Consider the following 16969-nt stretch of genomic DNA (forward strand, 5'->3'; position numbering starts at 1 on the left):
TCTCAACGGCTCAGGTCATGTAACCGCCCGCCAGCAGCGAACGTCACATCCGGTATCACTCTTCAGCAATGCCTGTTTCTTCTCACAACCGTGGGTTGCCAATGGACATCTGTCACGGAAAAAGCAGCCCTGGGGCAACGTTCGGTTTCCCGGTAGCTCAGTCTTACGTAACACCAAATCTTCCGCCAGCGGTGCGCCCGTTTTAGGTACCGAGTCCAGTAATAATCGTGTGTACGGATGGGCGGGATGAGTGAGAACCTGTTGGGCATCACCCAGCTCAACAATTTGCCCGAGGTACATCACCGCCACACGGTCGCTCATATGGCGGACCACCGACACGTTATGCGATATCAATACGTAGGTCAGGTTTCTGCGCGCCTGTAGCGACACCAGCAGGTTGAGAATTTGCGCCTGCACGGAGATATCCAGCGCTGAAGTGGGCTCATCGAGGACGATAACATCCGGCTCTGACGATAGCGCCCGGGCAATAGCAATACGTTGGCGCTGTCCACCGGAAAACGCGTGCGGCAATCGGTCGAGATATTCAGGACGAATGCCTACCTGCCGTGCCAAATCCTCGGCAAGCATGCGTCGTTCACGCTCCGGGCTCCGTTTTTGGATCCACACCGGTTCGGTAATTATCCGCCACACCGGTAAGCGCGGGTCCAGTGATGAAAGAGGGTCCTGAAAGACCATTTGCATACCGTTATGCTGCTTATCACCACGGCGAGAATAGCTTCCCTGACTGGGTTTCAACATGCCCATCAACAGTTGCGCCAGCGTACTTTTTCCACAGCCGGATTCGCCAACAATCCCCAGCGTTTCACCCTGGCGAATATGTAAATCCAGACCGTTGAGCGCATGCACCCGTTCCGTAACCTTGCCAAGCCAGTTTTTACGCGCAGGAAAGTTGACATGAACATCCTGCAGCGCCAGTAAAAAATCAGACATGTGTTGTCTCCAGTTGCGGATACCAGCAGGCAGATTGTTGATCTGCACCTCCCTGACTACTTAACACCGGCGTTTCTTCACAACGAGGACCAGCTGCAAAGCAGCGCTCGCGAAACGTGCATCCGGCAGGTAAGCAGGTTAGGTTCGGCACGGTGCCGGGAATGGCGGGCAGCAATGTGCGCGGTTCGCCGTGTTCCGGCGCACATTTCAGCAAGCCGATGGAATAGGGGTGCGTCGGACGTTGAATAACGGTTTGCGTCGGGCCACTCTCAATCACGCTCCCGGCATACATGACGTACAACCGGTCGCATAACTGTGAAACCACCGCCATATCATGGCTGATAAATAATACGGCTGTTCCGCTGGCGCGTGCTTTTAGCTTCAGTAAACGCAGCACCTGCAGCTGCACCGTGACGTCCAGTGCGGTGGTCGGTTCATCGGCAATGATAAGCTCCGGCTCGCACGAAAAGGCCAGCGCAATCATCACGCGTTGGCGCATACCGCCGGAAAGCTCAAACGGAAATCGTTTCATGACCTCCGGCGCGTCCGGGATTTGCATCTCTTCGAGTAGAGCGACGGCTTTCTGGCGGGCATCCGTGCGGCTTAACGCCTGATGATGGCGGATCACCTCCACCATTTGCTGGCCGATACGGCGGGTCGGATTCAGTGCCGTCATGGGCTCCTGAAAGATCATTGCGACACGTGCGCCGCGCCATTGGCGCATTTGTTTCTCACTGGCGTTGAGCACATCTTCACCCAGCAGCGAAACGCGTCCCTGGTGAATACGATAGCTCCCCTCCGGTAGCAGACGCATGGTGAGCATGGCGGTCACGGACTTACCGGAACCGGATTCACCCACCACACCAACGATTTCTCCGCGGTTGATGTGCAGTGATACATGGTTCAGCGCATGCACGTCAGCTTTATAGCCGGGGAAACTCAGATGCAAATCTTCGATTTCCAGTACGGGTTGTGTCATGACTGTTTTCCTCCGGCTTTCGGATCCAGCAGATCGCGAATACCATCGCCAAAGAGATTAAAGCCCACGGCGGTAATCAGAATGGCGGCGCCGGGAAAAGCACAATACCACCACTGATCAAGCACGTAATTGCGGCCAATTGCGACCATCGCCCCCCATTCAGCGCTGGGCTGCTGGGCGCCCAGACCGATAAACCCGAGCGTGGCAGCCATCAGGATCGCACTGCCGATATCCAGCGACGCCTGAACAATGAGCGGCGGCAGAGAATTGCGTAAAATGTGCCAGCTAATCAGATGCCAGCGTGAAGCGCCGTAGGTCCGGGCAGCCTGTACAAAAGTAAACTGGCGTACCACTAACGTCTGACCACGGGCGAGGCGTACATAGAAAGGGATACGGACGATTGCAATCGCCAGCATGGCGTTAAACAGGCTTGGACCCAGCGCGGCGGCTAACGCCATCGTCAGCACCAGCGAAGGAATGGACAGCATAATGTCCATCATCCGCATAATTATCGCGTCGGCACGCCCGCCCATGACACCCGACAAGCAACCCAGCAGTGAACCCAATCCCCCGGCGATACCCACTACCACCAGACCCGCAACGACAGATTGCTGACTTCCTACCAGAACGCGGCTGAACAGATCGCGACCGACTTCATCGGTTCCAAACCAGTGAGCGGCTGACGGGGGCAGCAGGCGCGCACTCAAATTGATGGCATTCGGATCGTGGGGTGTTATCCACGGCGACAGCACCATCAGCAGCAGTATCAATACGATGATGACCCCGCCAACCAGCGTCAGCGGGCTACTTTTCATCATCCAGAACAGTTTAGCCCAGTCCGTGCGGCGACGTGCTGACTGAGGGTGGGTCGGTGTTTCTTGTGTGAGCATCATTCAGCACCTCCACGTCCAATTCGAGGGTCTACCCACAGATAAAGTAAATCCACCACCAAGTTGACCAGCACATAGGCGAACGAGACCACCACCGCAAATCCCATTACCGCCGGGAAGTCGAGTGCCTGAATTGAGGTCACCACCCAGGCACCCATGCCAGGCCAGGCAAAGACCGTTTCGGTCAAAACCGCACCGTAGAGCAGATCGCCCAGCGCCAGGCCGAGGACGGTGATTGATGGGATAAGTGCGTTAGGCAATGCATAGCACAGCACGATGTACCAGCCCGGGAGCCCGCTGGCGCGGGCGGTACGTATGTAATCTTCACTCAGTTGCTCCAGCATGGCGGAACGAATCTGACGAGCAACGATCCCAAGATGTACAAAAGCCAATGTCAGCGATGGCAAAATCAGGTGCTGAAGCGCATTGAAAAAGACTTCGCCGTTGCCTTCCAGCAGAGCATCAATCAGGTAGAAACCGGTGACGTGAGCAGGTGGATCCAGCCAGTCGTCTAAACGCCCACCGCCGGGTAAAATTTGCAGATGACCGTAAAACAGCACGATAACCCCCAGCCCCAGCCAGAATGCAGGCGTGGAGATACCGGTAATTGCCATTAGCCGAACAAGGTGATCAAGCCAGCGGTTACGCCAGACCGCAGACAAAATACCCAGCGGGATACCTATCACCAGCGCCAGCAACAAAGAGCAGAAAGCCAATTCAAGGGTCGCGGGGAAGAAAATGCGCAGCTCATCCAGTACCGGACGCCCGGTGCGAATGGATATGCCTAAATCGCCGTGAAAAATATCGCTGACATAGCGAAAAAACTGGACATACAGCGGCTGATTCAGCCCCAACTGTTGGCGAATATTTTCGACAATTTCATCACTGGCGCGATCGCCCGCCAGCAGCCGCGCGGGGTCGCCAGGTATCAGGTGTGAAATAATAAAGGTGATTACGCAAACACCGATAACCACCAGAATAAGTCCCCAGCATCGCTGGCGTAAAATACTCCAGAACGTCATTAGCTTCCCCTTGCGGAGCCAGAGCGGCTCCGCATAAACGTGGCTTATTTACTCATGGTGGAGATATTGAAGACCTGTTCCAGCATGGGGTTGAATACAAATCCTTTGACGTCTTTATTCATCGCCAGCTGATAGTTTTTCTGGAATAAATAGACGTAGGCCGCTTCATCAATCACGATGGTTTGCGCCTGCTGGTAGTCATTGGTTCTGGCCACCTGATCGGTTGTGGCCAGCGCGCTGCGCAGCAGCTTATCGACCTCACCGTTTTCATAGAACGAACGGTTACCGGGCAAACCCTTCTTATCTGACTCAAACCAGTAGTTCATAAACATGTACGGGTCGGCAAAATCCGGACTCCAGTTGCCAATGGCAATGTCGTAATCGCCTTTGCCCACGCGGTCGCGCATGGTGGCGTTTGCCAGTTTTTCCAGTTTCACCTTAATACCCAGTTTGCCAAGGCTTGCCTGGGTGGCGAGCGCGATAGGTTCCCAGTTAGGGTCATTATCAGAGTACAGGAAGCTCAGGCTTTCAGGTTTGCTAGCAACTTTGTCCCACGCGGCTTTGGCTTTGGCTTCATCGAAGCTGTACTGCATGGCCTTATCGTCAAAACCCCACATGCCTTCAGGGATCGGGCCACGCATTTGCTTTCCATTGCCGCTCAGGATCCCGTTAACCATGCCTTTATAATCAGTGGCCCACGAGATGGCACGGCGTAAATCCACCTGATTGAGCGGGGCTTTACTGTTGTTGAGATACAGATAGGTCACGCGCAGCGAGGGATAATCCGCCACGTTCACTTTGCCTTCCTGTTTCAAAGCGGCAAGCTGGTCAACAGGCAGCGCATCGGCAATGTCGATATCGCCACGCGACAATTGCAGGCGACGGGAGGCGCTTTCACCAATGATTTTGACTGAGACACGCTTAAATGTCGGTTTTGTACCGGGATAATGCGGGTTAGGCACCAGCACCAGTTGTTGTCCCTTTTGCCAGCTCTTCAGCATGAAGGGACCAGATCCAGCCGTGTTCTGCGCCAGGAATCCGCGGGCATCGTCTGCGGCATGCTCTTTTAAGATGGCCGGGTTAATGATTGAGGCACCGTCATTTGCCAGCGTATACAGAAACGGGGCAAACGGCTGGCTGAGGGTAAATTTCACCGTGTTGTTATCAATGACGTCGACCTTCAGATCTTTTGGGAAAGCCTCCGCAGGTCCCTGACCAATCTTGAGCAAACGTTCAAAGGACTGCTTTACCGCATCTGCCGTTACCGGCGTTCCGTCGGCGAATTTGGCATCGTTTTTCAGGGTAAACGTCCACTCTTTCTGATCGTCAGAGGCTTTCCAGCCGCTGGCTAAATCACCTTCAACTTCCGTGGAGCCTTTGCCTCCGTCGGTTTTGTATTGAACCAACCGCTGGTAGGAGGGATAGGTGACCGTCCAGTCATTGTTATCGATGGTCACGGCGGGGTCGAGCGTCTGCGGATCGGCGGCTTTACCAATCACCAACATATCTTTGGGAACGGCAGCCTGTGCGGCGGGCAGGGCAAACGCTAACGCAACGGCTATCAGAGCGGGGCGGAAAAAAGCGTTTAACGCAGGTGTAGTCTTCATAACCAGGCTCCAGAATTAAAGGGGATGTTGTGTTGTTATGGACGTGACAGTGTAACAACCTATTTGATCGTCAAGCAGCGGATAGCGAGCGGCATCAGGTAATTCAAAATGCCACCATTCACTGTTAATACCGACAAAACCACCGCCAAACATAATGGCATTGAGCAGTAGGCGGTTACGCTGCGCGGCCGGAGGTACAGACGGGTGCCAGGCATGGGAACGGTCGTGCATTTCATCAAAACCGGCTCCCATATCAAGGAGATGGCCGCGATCGTCCATCAACGTAACGTCAATGGCTGTGCCCCGGCTGTGATTGGAACCAATTGCGACATCGACAACATACTGCGGGTCGGGACAGGCATTCCACAGTATCGCCTGCGCCTGCTGGGGGCGATACGCGTCGTACACCACAAGCTGCAGGCCGGCCAGTTGCGCAATGCTGATGCTTTTAGCCAGCGCGGTTACCGCCTCAGTGTGCAACAGACAACGCGCTTCCCGGTAGATAGGTGCGCCGGTAATGTTGTCGGCAGTAGCGTATTTAAGATCGATATGCAGCGACGGAAATATCACCGACAGATCGACCAGTTCTGGGAGTTCTGACATAGCACGTTTCCTGTTTATTGTTCGAATTGACCAAATTGTTGTTGTAACTGGCGATTGGTTTGCAGGCGTCCTGCGAGGGCGTCACCCAGTTGCGCTACCACCGCAGAAAGTAATAAGTTGAACAGACAGCTCACCGGTGCCAGTGAGTCCCAGAAATGCCCGGTGTCAGTTTTTACCTGAAGTAAATCAATGGAATAATCCCTGGCCCATGGGCACCACACATCGGTAATGAGCGCCAGCGGAATACAGCGTTCTGTGGCGACGCGGCAATATTGTCGCGAAATAGCGGAGTAGGCGCGCATATCGGTAATAACCACGTAAGGCTGGCTGAATCCCGAGTTCAGCGACTCTACCCAACTGCCGGAAAGGCCTTCGGAGTAGCTGACTTTAGGTCGCAGGTATTCCAGGTGACTAAAAAAGGCGTTGGCGATCCCGCGGGTGGACTGGATCCCGAGGATGTATACGGCTTCCGCATGCGCCAGCTGCTGCGCAATGCGTTGAAACGTCTCACCCTGGGCAAGTTGATAGACGTGGGTAATGGCGTCGATCTCCAGTAACAGCGACTGCTGTGCCCGATCCGGCAGGCTTTGTTGCTGGTGCCAGGAATCCAGTCGTTCATTCATTCCCCAGGGCTGATACGGAACAACGGGCAGCTCACGCAGACTGGCTTTTGCATCCTCCAGGTTACGAAAACCCAGTTTACGCAGATAACGTCCGACGGTAATGCCGCTGGTTCCGGTTGCTTTGGCGATGCCATCTGCGGTTTCAAATGGGATCTGCACAGCATGGGCTAACAGCCACCCGGCCACGCGCTTTTCGCTGGGCGTCAGCTGGCTAAAGGTTTGCTCTATGCGGGTAAATAACTCTGGTTTGGCTGTCATTACCTTCTCGCTGTTAGTTGCCTGTCAGATACCGTATTTCTGTTAGCGAATTAACAATGCAGGACGCGTGCCATGTGCGTAACAGCGGCACGCCGGCTGTTTTTGTTAAAAACCAACCGATATTCATTAACCAATGATCAACATTTGTGCAGCGTAGTTCAGTTTTGGTGCAACGGTAGAGGAAGAGGGGTATGAATCTGCTGATTTCGTCGGAACGATCACATTGTGGGCAACATTTATCCCTCAGACATAAGAATCAGTAATAGGAAATATAAATTTCAGCCATATCAATAACAGCAATCTTTATTCTTATGACGGTAGGGGTATTATTTTTCGCGAGCTACATTAACGGTGTTAAGCGCAAGTGTAGATATTATTTATATTATAAATGGAGTACTACAATGAATAAATTCTCCCTTTCTACAGCAGGTATTCTGGTCGCAGCGCTGTTAACCAGTGTCAGCGTCAATGCAGCAACAGATAACGCTAAAACTGAAGTGACTCCGAAAGGTATGAACTGCCAGGAGTTTATTGATTTGAACCCACAAACTATGGCTCCGGTGGCCTTCTGGGTGCTCAATGAAGACGAAGACTTCAAAGGTGGTGACTACGTCGACTATAACGAAACCGTTACGACTGCAGTTCCTCTGACCGTTGAACTTTGTAAGAAACATCCGCAGAGTGAATTAAGTAAAATAAAAGACGAAATCAAAAAAGAATTATCTAAATAAGATTAAGATGTTATTAAAACCCAGCCAAAGTGCTGGGTTTTGCTATTTGTGACGCTGTCACTTATTTGTTTTGCAATACTTAAGAAAACTTTATAAAGATATAAACGCCTGTGCCGATACTGGATAAAAGTTAGCCTTTTGCAGAAGGAGTTTGTATGGCCTGGTATCCTACTCGTATTTCAACGCGTTTAACCATCGGCGGCATTCTGCTGCTTGCAGTAACGACCCTTGTTATCGTGGTGATTATGCTCTGGCGCGGTCAGCCGCGCGTCGTTGAAATCAACACCGCCCTGATCGAAGAAACAGGGCAAGGTTTAACCCGTCAGTTGAGTACCGTATTGTCCCGAATTGAAGGTGAGACCGTCAGCCTGTCGCGACTGGCTGAAGTGTTGCCTAACGATGAATCACTGTATCAAAGCGTCGTTCCGCATCTTATTGGTGAAGGTAAAGACTCGATTATTACCGGCGGCGGCATCTGGCCAGAACCAGACGCCTTCACCGCAGGTGTGGAGAAAAGAAGCTTTTTCTGGGCGCGTAATGCTGAAGGAAAGCTGGTGTATTCCAATGATTATAACGTCGAAGGATCGAGTGGATACCACAATGAAAGCTGGTATCAACTGGCCAAAGGCCATTCACAAAACAGCTGTTTATGGTCTGACGTTTACCAGGATGCCAGTTCAGGCGTCAACATGGTGACATGCAGCGTGCCTTATCAACAGGCGGGCAAGTTTGCCGGTGTCGCTACCACTGATATCCGTCTGGATAACGTCGCTACCTTCATGCAGCAGCAGGGAAACAGCACCGGTGGTTACGCATTTGTGGTAGACAAGCAGGGACAAATTCTCTATTTCCCGCAGGCCGACCTGGCAAAATATAAAACCATTAACGATTTGGCGCAAAGCGCGCAGTGGCTTATCCCGGTGCAAAACGGTCTGAAATCTTTGCGCCCGACAGATGGGGTGAAGACTATCACGCTGGCAAACGACAACGTCCTGAATACCGCGTCACAGGTAATGCTGTTCCCGATGCCAGATACCGGCTGGGTCGTAGGACTTGCAACCCCGGAATCTCGTATTGTCGGTCTTGCCAAAGTGATGATGCAGGACGTTCTGGAAGTATTGATCCCTATCATGACGCTGTTGCTGGTGGGATCATGGCTGGTGGTTCGTCGACTGATTTCGCGTCTCGATGATACCCGTCAGGCACTTGATGACATCGCGCAGGGAGAAGGCGATCTTACCCGTCGTCTGGATGTTCGTGGCAAAGACGAGATTTCGGCTATCGCCGAGGCGTTTAACCTGTTCGTCGATAAAATCTCAGCCATCCTGATCACCGTCAGAAGCAGTAGCACAGTGGTAGCGAATAACGCCGTTAGCCTGGCTGACAGTAATATGGAGCTTTCATCTCGCGTAACGCAGCAGGCCGCTGCGCTGGAAGAGAGTTCGGCGGCTATGGAACAGTTAAATGCGACCGTTCATCAAAACGCCAGTAATACACAACTGGCGGATGAGCTATCCGATAGCACCGCGCAAACGGCCAACCGCTGCGGCGATGTGATGCAGGGCGTGATCTCAACAATGGATAACGTCAGCGCCTCATCCGGCAGAATGGTGGAAATTGTCGCGGTCATCGACAGCATTGCGTTCCAGACCAATATTCTCGCCCTGAATGCCGCGGTTGAAGCCGCCAGAGCGGGCGATGCAGGCAGAGGGTTTGCTGTCGTGGCCTCCGAAGTGCGCACGCTGGCTCAGCGCAGTGCCACCGCCGCCCAGGAAATTAAAACGTTGATTGATGAATCCGTTTCTCATGTTGGTAGCGGAAGTCAGCAAATTCACAATGCCGGTGAGCGTCTGGGAGAACTGGTCAACAATGTGCGTCAGGTGCGCCAGTTGATGGGGGAAATACGCGTTGCGGGTGAAGAACAACGTAAGGGCGTTTCCGAAGTTACGCTGGCCGTTACCGAAATGGACAGCACCGTTCAGCAAAACGCCTCATTAATTGATGATGCCGCAGCACGGACGCAGGCGCTGAAAGAGGAGGCGGAACAACTGGCATTGCTGGTCTCATCCTTCAGATTACCTGAACCTTCCGTTGCCTGATAACAACACCATATCCGGGTACAGACAATGCGCCCGGATAACTCCAGTATAATGGCCCTTAAGCAAGATTTTCCGGTTTAACTCCTTTTTATTGTGCCTTATAAGGCTTTGAATCATTCCCCACTTAACTCTATAATATTGGGTGTAAAGTCGTTTTTATCCCAATAAGAGCCAATATTATGGATTTAACGCTAAATACTGCAGCCGATATCGTCAAACTACTTTGCGACAGATTGCGTAAAGAACGACTCGCCCGGCAAATGACGCAGGCTGATGTTGCCGCGCGTTCAGGGGTCGGTGTGAATACCGTGTCGAATCTGGAAGCGGGGAAAAATGTAGGATTTGAGAATCTGGTCAAAGTCGCGATGGTGTTAGGCTATGGCGATGCACTGGAGGGGTTATTCAAACCCAGGATTGATAGTCTCGATGATATTTTGCGTTACGAAAAGAGCGCGGCACGTCAGCGGATCAAAAGGAAAAATTCTGATGCCTGAGCAAGTTGATGTCTTCTATGAAGGCTGGGGTGAGAAATGGCTGTGGGGCAAACTGGTGTCTTCCACAGCCCTGACCGGACGTCCGTTGATCGCCTTTGAATACAGTGAAGAGGCCTTACGTAAGGGGCTGGAACTGTCCCGACTGATGTTACCGCTGAACGGTCCCCGTTTACGCAGGGATTTCCCGGCTCATCAGCTGGGATTACCTGGGCCAGTCTATGATTCGCTACCTGACGGCTGGGGTATGCTGTTGATGGACCGACTATTTAAACGCCGCGGGCTCAACGCAGCACGCATAGGTCCATTGGAGCGCTTAACCTGGGTCGGCAACAACGCGATGGGCGCCATGACATTTCAGCCCGTTCAGTCAGATTCCGAGACGCTGTCAAAAGAGGATGTTCCTCTCGCACAACTGGCCGCTGAGGTTCAGGAAGTCCTGAGCGGCGAAGGCGGGGAATTCTTGCAAAAATTACTCCAGATGGGCGGTTCGCCACAGGGAGCAAGGCCTAAGGCGTTACTTTATCGTGACACTGTCACGTCTAAATTCACCACGGCGCCGCTACCCGGGAGCGAAAGCTGGCTGATTAAATTTCCCGCCAGGCATGAGCATGCTGAGGTATGTGCCATCGAAGCGGTTTATGCTGAATGCTTGCGCCAATGTGGGATCACCACGCCCGATACTGCGTATTTCAATCTGCCCGGCGGACAGGCGGCATTTGCCACTCGCCGTTTCGACCGTGACCAGTCGATACGTATTCCTATGCAGAGCCTGGCGGCACTTACCGGGGCAAATTACCAGATACCCGGCGCTTTAGACTACCGGGATTTTCTGCGCGCCACGCAGATTTGTACCAATGATGTCAGAGAAAAGGGAAAAGCGTTCGAACGCGTGGTTTTCAACGTGGCATTTAACAACCGCGACGATCATCCGAAGAATTTTGCCTATTTAATGTCAGCCGATGGAGACTGGACTCTGGCTCCGGCTTACGATGTCACCTGGTGCGAAGGGCCTGGCGGGTATCACCAAATGGACGTGCTGGGAGAGGCGCTGGATATCGAAAGAAAGCACCTTCAGTCGCTTGGCGTTCAGGAAGCTGAGTTATCTGCTGACCATGTGAACGGCATAATCGAAAAAGTCTGTCACTTTGCCACGGCATTGAGCGCCATCGCCAGGGACAAATACCCCGATCAGATAACGCAATCCACGCTGAAGACGATTCAGAAACAAATTGATGATAATGTCCGTCGGTTAATGTCCCGGTAACGCAGATACAGCCGCTACACTTAGCGAAGAATTAAATCTGAGCGGGGCAATGTTATGGCTGAATTTGTCTTGGGTATGCTGGAACACACGCCAGTTTGGGTGTATCTGCTGTTTGCCTTTCTACTTTACAGAGGGATTAAAGCCAGAACACCCGCCACCGTCACGCTGGAAAAGCTGGCGCTGATCCCGGCTATTTTTCTGTTCTGGGATATCTACGATTTAATCACTTATCGCGACCCGACCCTCATTACCTATATCCAGTGGGCGATAGGTATTATCAGCGGCGCGATAATTGGCTACATATTAATTAACCCAGACCGTTTGAGCCGCAGTAGCGCACCGCGGAGTATTCATCGTCCGGCAGATTATTCCGCATTGCCATTTATGTTGCTGGCATTTGGCGTTAAGTACGTTCTTGGCGTACTTAACGCCACTGCTCCCGACGTTTTACGTCAACCCGCAATGAGCGCTCTGGCTATCATTACAGGCGGCATGTTCGCCGGCGTTTTTGTGGGGAAATTTACCCGCTACGTGAGCGTCTGGCTCAGACTTCCCACTCAGGACAACTATTAACGTCCCCAACGATTACGAATATAGGTCACGGCTTCCTGCGTTTGCGGTTGATTAAGATAATCTTCGCGAAACAGGATCGTGCCGTTGATGTACGGTTCGGATTCGTTTAAATCGAGCTGCTTTTTCAGTTCCGGCACACCGCCTTTTACCGTCCAGTCTGGCTCTTTTCTCGATGGTTCACCAACTTTATACAGCGCTACACCAATGTAGAGGCGGGTGTTGGTTGATTTCACGACATCTGCCCACCATTTTGCCAGTACATCGTAACGCGCTGCGTCGCGGGCAAAAGGCCAGTAGAGTTGCGGTGCAATGTAATCCAGCAAACCTAGTTGCACCCAACGGCGGGTGTCTGCATACGACTCATCATACGCTGCCGCGCCGCGCGTGTCGGAGCCCGCTGGATCGTGCGAACGGTTGCGCCACACGCCCGCAGGACTGACGCCGAATTCAACCTCAGGCTTGAGTTTCTTGATGGTCCGCGAAACCTGGGCAATCAGCCGTTGCGTGTTATCGCGACGCCAGTCAGCCTTGGAAGCGAATCCCTGGCCGTATCTTCTGAAGGTCTGGCTGTCGTTGAGCGCAGAGCCGGGAGATTCGGTATAGAAGTAATCATCAAACTGCACGCCATCAACCGGGTAATTCTCAACCACTTCCGCCACGATGCTGGTGATCCAGTCGCGCACGTCGGGAATACCGGGGTCTAACACAAAACGCTCGCCCGCAGTGCGGATCCAGTCCCGATGCAGGACGTATACGCTGGACGGCGTCTGTGAAAGCGTGCTGTTTAATTCAGAGACCGTCGAAGGTTTGGTGTTTACGGACACGCGGTAGGGGTTAAGCCAGGCATGAACTTTCATTCCGCGTTTATGCGCTTCATCGAGCATAAACTGCAGCGGATCGTAACCCGGATCCTGGCCAATCGTACCGGTCAGGGTATCTGACCACGGTAGGATCTTTGACTTCCACAATGCGGTCCCATCGGGTTTAACCTGGAAAAAAACGGTGTTAATACCAAGCCGTTTCAGGTTGTCCAGCTTATCCGTCAGCGCTTTTTGCTGCTGGCTGATGCGTACGGCAGGCGAACTGATGTTCACGGATGAGATCGGCGGCCAGTCAAGACGAGAAACCGTGGCCAGCCAGATCCCGCGCACTGGCTCCTTGCTCTGCTGTGGTTTGCTCACCGGAGGTAGCGGAGTGGTTTTGGGGCCGGGCGGTTGTGAAGAACAGCTGCCCAGTAACAACATACTGCCCACAAGTACAGCAAACCATTTCATGTTGGTCAGCGGTAGTCTGGCACGAGAACGGGCGAGAATCTTCGCCAGTTTTTTCTGATAATTTCCTGAAAAGAAACCGGATGCTGCCATCTGATTTTGCTCTTATTTCTTTTTATTGCGGCTGTTAGCCCAGGGATCGAAGGCCGGTTCGGGGGTGTTGTTTGAGGCCAGGTCATGCAGCGAATCAAGGTACAGCGCTTCAACTTCTGCCCGCGCCCACGGCGTGCGGCGCAGAAACTTCAGACTGGATTTAACGCTCGGTTCATTTTTAAAGCAGTTGATATTAATGCGTTGCGCCAGTTCAGCCCAACCATAACGTTCAACCAGGGCATTGACCTGCATTTCAAGCGTTACGCCATGTAAAGGGTCTTTAGAAATATGAGCATTCATATGAAGTCCAGTTCAGTGGTTCCAGATTTTGTCAGTAGTGAGACGGAAAGAAGGTTACAAGAAAGCAAAGCTGCCAGCAACGGCAGAAAGCGGTATGGCGCGACAAGCCGTACGCCATACCGGCAATGGATGGCTCAATACTCTTTAAAAGCCAGTTCCAGACGGGCAATCAACGGTTTAAACAGGTAACTCATCAGGGTTCGTTCACCGGTCTTGATCGTCACGCTGGCAGGCATTCCCGCTTTAATTTTGTAATCGCCCAGCAAACGCGCGCCCTCTGCTGAAACCTGTACTTCCGCAAGGTAGTAAGGCTGCTGAGTGGTTTCATCAATTAAGCGGTCCGCCGAGATAGTCAGAACCCGGGCCGGAACCGACGGCAACAGGGCATGGTTAAGGGCAGGGAAAAGCACATCAACGGTTAAGCCGGGGACCAGTTTATCAATGGCATGCACCGGTATTTTGGCATCGATTTGCATCGGTTGTCCGGCGGCAACGATATCCATTAAATGTTCTCCAGGCTGAATGACGCCGCCCACGGTACTGACTTTAACATCCAGCACGATACCGTTAATCGGTGAGCGGATCTCGGTGTTATCCAGCTCGTGACGGGTGGACACCAGTTCATCCTCCAGCATTGCCACTTCTTTTTGGTTTTCCGTCAGTTCAGACTCAACTTCACGTAAATATTGATGACGCACCTGGTAGGCTTTAATTTTTAATTCGTTTTGCTGCGATTTCAGTTTGGCAATGTTAAGAATATCTTCTGAAACGCTGCCAGATATTTCAGCCGCTTCGCGCTCCAGCACCAGTAATTGCGCTTTGGGGTAATAGTTCTTTTCGCTCAGCGCGCGAATAGCCCCCAACTCCCGGTTAATCAGGGAAAACTGGTGGTCGCGATAGCCTTTTATTTTATTGAGATTATCCGTTTGCCCAACCAGACCATCGAGCGTCTCCTCAATCATCGACAGTTCGTCCTGAATCGTTTTGCGACGCGTATCGAAAAGCTTGGCCTGCAGATTTCTGACTTCTGTCAGCCGTTTATTGCCAGAGAATTGCTGCGTCAGCGTCGTATTAAAGACGATCGCTTCCAGGCCATCGCGTTCTGCCAACAGGCGATCTTCGATACTTTTTGCAGAAATATACTGGGCATTTAACGCGCTGAAACGCATTTCGAGCTGCATTTTATCCAACCGGACGAGAACCTGATTTTTCTTCACGAAGTCGCCTTCTTTGATAAAGATATCCGTTACCCGACCGCCGCTCAGATGCTGAATAGTTTTGCGGTTACTCGATACGGTTACCGTACCATCAGCGACCACGCCCGCATCTAATGGAGCTTGCACTGCCCAGAATATAAAACTACCGACACCAAGCACAATGACGATCACGCCCCGGATAATCGGCGACCAGATATTGGTATCTACGCCAGCAGATGCCGTATTGTGGGGATTCTTTTTCATCATCAGGCCTCACGTTGCTGTTCAGTAGTGGATGGAGAAGGCGTAGCCACCGGTTTCAGTACGTTGGCCTGACGCAAATGGGCAAAAACCTGATCGCGGGTACCAAACTCCTGTATGGCGCCATCGTTAAGCAGCAAAACCTTATTGACCACGCCGAGCAGCGTCGGGCGGTGTGAGATAATGACGGTAGTTTGTCCCTGTGTACGCAGGGTATTGATGGCTTTAACGAGTGCAAATTCGCCCGCGTCGTCAAGATTGGCATTCGGTTCATCAAGCACGATGAACGCAGGATTGTTATACACGGCGCGTGCCAGCCCGATACGCTGCCGCTGCCCGCCGGAGAGCTGGTATCCGCCTGCGCCCAACAGCGTGTCATAACCTTGTGGCAAGCGCAGGATCATCTCATGAACGCCTGCCAGTAATGCGGCGGCGACGATAAGCTCACTGTCATTCTGCGAGAAGCGGGCAATGTTTTGCGCGATGGTACCGTCAAACAGTTCTACATCCTGCGGCAGATAGCCAATAGACGGACCTAGCAGCGCTTTATCCCACTGACAAATATCTGCGCCGTCTAATCTGACTTTCCCTGATAACGGTTTCCAGACACCAACCAGAACCTTTGCCAGCGAGGTTTTCCCTGAGGCTGAGGGGCCGATAATCCCCAGGACTTCACCTTGCTCCAGCTGGAATGCGATATTACGCAGTAGCGGGGAAGGCTGGCCGGGGGCAGCGGCGAAGACGCTTTCGACGCTGATGTTGCCGTTAGGACGCGGCAGGGTCAGTACCTCTTTCGGTGCCGGATACTCCTTCAGCAAGGTTGAGAGCTGATGCCACGCGCTACGAAACTGCACGAACTGCTTCCAGCTGCCAATAACTTGTTCTACCGGGTTGAGGACGCGGCCAAGAATAATCGAGGCGGCGATCATCAAGCCCGGAGTAATATGGCCGCCGATCACCAGTAAAGCCCCGGCGCCCAGCGCAATAGATTGCAGCAACACCCGCACAAAGCGGCTGAGGCTGCTTAACCCGGCCGTTTTGTCGGCAATCTGCGTTTGTAGTGCCAGCACTTTGTTATGTTGCTCCTGCCAGTTGGACTTCAGGGTCGAAAGCATCCCCATCGCCTCAATGGCATCGGCGTTTTGCAGCTGTTTATTCAGTTTGCTGGCATTGTTAATGGTTAAGGCGTGCGCTTGCTGAATCGGGCGTTTGGTAGAGATTTCGGATACCAGCGTCAGAATAAATAATAACGTTATTCCGCCGAGAGAAAGGTATCCCAGCAGGGGATGGACCAAAAAGGCGATGAACAGATATATCGGCGTCCAGGGAATATCCAGTAAGGCGAATAGACTATTCCCGGAAAGAAACTGACGAACCTGATCCAGTTCGGCTAAAGATTGCGCCGGGTTGTTATCGCCGGTAACCATCTTTCTTTTAAAGGCTGCGTTAAAAACCAACTGGCTTAGCTTTATATCCAGCCTGTTGCCAAGCCTGACCATAACCTGCGCGCGGGCAGATTCAATCATGGCTATAACGATGTACAAGCCGACAATCAATAAGGTCAACATTAACAGCGTGGTGGTATTTTTACTGACCAGCACACGGTCGTAAACCTGTAGCATATAAATTGCCGGCGCCAGCATAAGCATATTAATCACACAACTAAAAAACAACAGCATCAGAAAAGTGGGTTTCGTTCCCTTTAATGCATCATTCAGTTCTGTTGGCGTATGCTGGCGCGACATAGTCTTCTC

At 52.4% G+C, this 16969-nt stretch carries 16 protein-coding genes; 5 read left to right on the forward strand and 11 right to left on the reverse strand.

Going from position 1 to position 16969, the window contains the following annotated elements; all coding sequences use genetic code 11:
• Positions 1–15: 15 nt before the first annotated feature.
• Genes OGY17_RS11690 through OGY17_RS11720 form a run of 7 tightly spaced genes read right to left on the reverse strand, consistent with a single transcriptional unit; the run spans position 16 to position 6933 of the window.
• The gene (locus tag OGY17_RS11690) at positions 16–951 is read right to left on the reverse strand and encodes an ABC transporter ATP-binding protein (protein WP_008784787.1); all 936 of its coding nucleotides are present in this window, start codon (positions 949–951) and stop codon (positions 16–18) included.
• Positions 944–1930: an ABC transporter ATP-binding protein gene (locus OGY17_RS11695; RefSeq protein ID WP_191214661.1), complete on the reverse strand. Its 987-nt coding sequence runs from the start codon at positions 1928–1930 to the stop codon at positions 944–946. Before OGY17_RS11695 ends, OGY17_RS11690 begins: the two co-directional genes overlap by 8 nt.
• Positions 1927–2823 (reverse strand): D,D-dipeptide ABC transporter permease, encoded by an 897-nt coding sequence (gene ddpC, locus OGY17_RS11700; protein ID WP_286607269.1) that lies wholly within the window; start codon positions 2821–2823, stop codon positions 1927–1929. The genes OGY17_RS11695 and ddpC overlap by 4 nt, the downstream gene beginning before the upstream one ends.
• Positions 2820–3842 (reverse strand): ABC transporter permease, encoded by a 1023-nt coding sequence (locus OGY17_RS11705; RefSeq protein WP_008784784.1) that lies wholly within the window; start codon positions 3840–3842, stop codon positions 2820–2822. The genes ddpC and OGY17_RS11705 overlap by 4 nt, the downstream gene beginning before the upstream one ends.
• Before the next feature lie 44 nt (positions 3843–3886).
• Entirely contained in the window at positions 3887–5449 is a 1563-nt protein-coding gene (locus OGY17_RS11710) for an ABC transporter substrate-binding protein (protein ID WP_057067750.1), read from the reverse strand.
• 15 nt (positions 5450–5464) lie between these two features.
• The gene (gene ddpX / locus OGY17_RS11715; RefSeq protein ID WP_191214662.1) at positions 5465–6052 is read right to left on the reverse strand and encodes a D-alanyl-D-alanine dipeptidase; all 588 of its coding nucleotides are present in this window, start codon (positions 6050–6052) and stop codon (positions 5465–5467) included.
• A gap of 14 nt (positions 6053–6066) precedes the next feature.
• Positions 6067–6933 (reverse strand): MurR/RpiR family transcriptional regulator, encoded by an 867-nt coding sequence (locus OGY17_RS11720; protein ID WP_003832990.1) that lies wholly within the window; start codon positions 6931–6933, stop codon positions 6067–6069.
• A gap of 401 nt (positions 6934–7334) precedes the next feature.
• Here OGY17_RS11720 and hdeB point away from each other — a divergent pair, with 401 nt between their 5' ends.
• The 5 genes from hdeB (at position 7335) to OGY17_RS11745 (ending at position 12094) form a co-directional block, all read left to right on the forward strand.
• Positions 7335–7664, forward strand: coding sequence for an acid-activated periplasmic chaperone HdeB (hdeB, locus tag OGY17_RS11725; protein WP_003019999.1), 330 nt, complete (start codon positions 7335–7337; stop codon positions 7662–7664).
• Between the two features lie 155 nt (positions 7665–7819).
• The gene (locus tag OGY17_RS11730) at positions 7820–9763 is read left to right on the forward strand and encodes a methyl-accepting chemotaxis protein (protein WP_153687241.1); all 1944 of its coding nucleotides are present in this window, start codon (positions 7820–7822) and stop codon (positions 9761–9763) included.
• 179 nt (positions 9764–9942) lie between these two features.
• Positions 9943–10257 carry a helix-turn-helix domain-containing protein gene (locus OGY17_RS11735; protein WP_032943458.1) on the forward strand — a complete coding sequence of 105 codons (315 nt, stop codon included), beginning with the start codon at positions 9943–9945 and terminating at the stop codon, positions 10255–10257.
• Positions 10250–11521, forward strand: a complete 1272-nt coding sequence (locus OGY17_RS11740) for a type II toxin-antitoxin system HipA family toxin (RefSeq protein WP_286607275.1) — start codon at positions 10250–10252, stop codon at positions 11519–11521. The genes OGY17_RS11735 and OGY17_RS11740 overlap by 8 nt, the downstream gene beginning before the upstream one ends.
• A 54-nt stretch (positions 11522–11575) precedes the next feature.
• Positions 11576–12094 carry a hypothetical protein gene (locus OGY17_RS11745; RefSeq protein ID WP_213752249.1) on the forward strand — a complete coding sequence of 173 codons (519 nt, stop codon included), beginning with the start codon at positions 11576–11578 and terminating at the stop codon, positions 12092–12094.
• Here OGY17_RS11745 and OGY17_RS11750 read toward each other — a convergent pair.
• From OGY17_RS11750 to OGY17_RS11765, 4 genes are all read right to left on the reverse strand, one after another.
• Complete coding sequence (locus OGY17_RS11750; protein WP_020996398.1) at positions 12091–13458, reverse strand: glycoside hydrolase family 10-like protein; 1368 nt, start codon at positions 13456–13458, stop codon at positions 12091–12093. The two genes, OGY17_RS11745 and OGY17_RS11750, sit on opposite strands and share 4 nt — an antisense overlap.
• 12 nt (positions 13459–13470) lie before the next feature.
• Positions 13471–13758: a VF530 family protein gene (locus tag OGY17_RS11755; RefSeq protein WP_032943454.1), complete on the reverse strand. Its 288-nt coding sequence runs from the start codon at positions 13756–13758 to the stop codon at positions 13471–13473.
• A 134-nt stretch (positions 13759–13892) separates the two neighbouring features.
• A complete protein-coding gene (locus OGY17_RS11760) occupies positions 13893–15221 on the reverse strand; it encodes an HlyD family type I secretion periplasmic adaptor subunit (RefSeq protein WP_185757633.1) in 1329 nt (442 codons plus the stop codon).
• Entirely contained in the window at positions 15221–16960 is a 1740-nt protein-coding gene (locus OGY17_RS11765; RefSeq protein ID WP_286607282.1) for a type I secretion system permease/ATPase, read from the reverse strand. The genes OGY17_RS11760 and OGY17_RS11765 overlap by 1 nt, the downstream gene beginning before the upstream one ends.
• Positions 16961–16969: the final 9 nt, after the last annotated feature.

The sequence above is a fragment of the Citrobacter sp. Cpo126 genome (assembly GCF_030332445.1).
GTDB lineage: Bacteria > Pseudomonadota > Gammaproteobacteria > Enterobacterales > Enterobacteriaceae > Citrobacter > Citrobacter portucalensis.

What these genes read in the sequence shown, in the direction of transcription:
- OGY17_RS11690 (WP_008784787.1), bottom strand. Translation starts at nt 951, where the DNA reads ATGTCTGATTTTTTACTGGCGCTGCAGGATGTTCATGTCAACTTTCCT.
- OGY17_RS11695 (WP_191214661.1), bottom strand. Translation starts at nt 1,930, where the DNA reads ATGACACAACCCGTACTGGAAATCGAAGATTTGCATCTGAGTTTCCCC.
- ddpC (WP_286607269.1), bottom strand. Translation starts at nt 2,823, where the DNA reads ATGATGCTCACACAAGAAACACCGACCCACCCTCAGTCAGCACGTCGC.
- OGY17_RS11705 (WP_008784784.1), bottom strand. Translation starts at nt 3,842, where the DNA reads ATGACGTTCTGGAGTATTTTACGCCAGCGATGCTGGGGACTTATTCTG.
- OGY17_RS11710 (WP_057067750.1), bottom strand. Translation starts at nt 5,449, where the DNA reads ATGAAGACTACACCTGCGTTAAACGCTTTTTTCCGCCCCGCTCTGATA.
- ddpX (WP_191214662.1), bottom strand. Translation starts at nt 6,052, where the DNA reads ATGTCAGAACTCCCAGAACTGGTCGATCTGTCGGTGATATTTCCGTCG.
- OGY17_RS11720 (WP_003832990.1), bottom strand. Translation starts at nt 6,933, where the DNA reads ATGACAGCCAAACCAGAGTTATTTACCCGCATAGAGCAAACCTTTAGC.
- hdeB (WP_003019999.1), top strand. Translation starts at nt 7,335, where the DNA reads ATGAATAAATTCTCCCTTTCTACAGCAGGTATTCTGGTCGCAGCGCTG.
- OGY17_RS11730 (WP_153687241.1), top strand. Translation starts at nt 7,820, where the DNA reads ATGGCCTGGTATCCTACTCGTATTTCAACGCGTTTAACCATCGGCGGC.
- OGY17_RS11735 (WP_032943458.1), top strand. Translation starts at nt 9,943, where the DNA reads ATGGATTTAACGCTAAATACTGCAGCCGATATCGTCAAACTACTTTGC.
- OGY17_RS11740 (WP_286607275.1), top strand. Translation starts at nt 10,250, where the DNA reads ATGCCTGAGCAAGTTGATGTCTTCTATGAAGGCTGGGGTGAGAAATGG.
- OGY17_RS11745 (WP_213752249.1), top strand. Translation starts at nt 11,576, where the DNA reads ATGGCTGAATTTGTCTTGGGTATGCTGGAACACACGCCAGTTTGGGTG.
- OGY17_RS11750 (WP_020996398.1), bottom strand. Translation starts at nt 13,458, where the DNA reads ATGGCAGCATCCGGTTTCTTTTCAGGAAATTATCAGAAAAAACTGGCG.
- OGY17_RS11755 (WP_032943454.1), bottom strand. Translation starts at nt 13,758, where the DNA reads ATGAATGCTCATATTTCTAAAGACCCTTTACATGGCGTAACGCTTGAA.
- OGY17_RS11760 (WP_185757633.1), bottom strand. Translation starts at nt 15,221, where the DNA reads ATGATGAAAAAGAATCCCCACAATACGGCATCTGCTGGCGTAGATACC.
- OGY17_RS11765 (WP_286607282.1), bottom strand. Translation starts at nt 16,960, where the DNA reads ATGTCGCGCCAGCATACGCCAACAGAACTGAATGATGCATTAAAGGGA.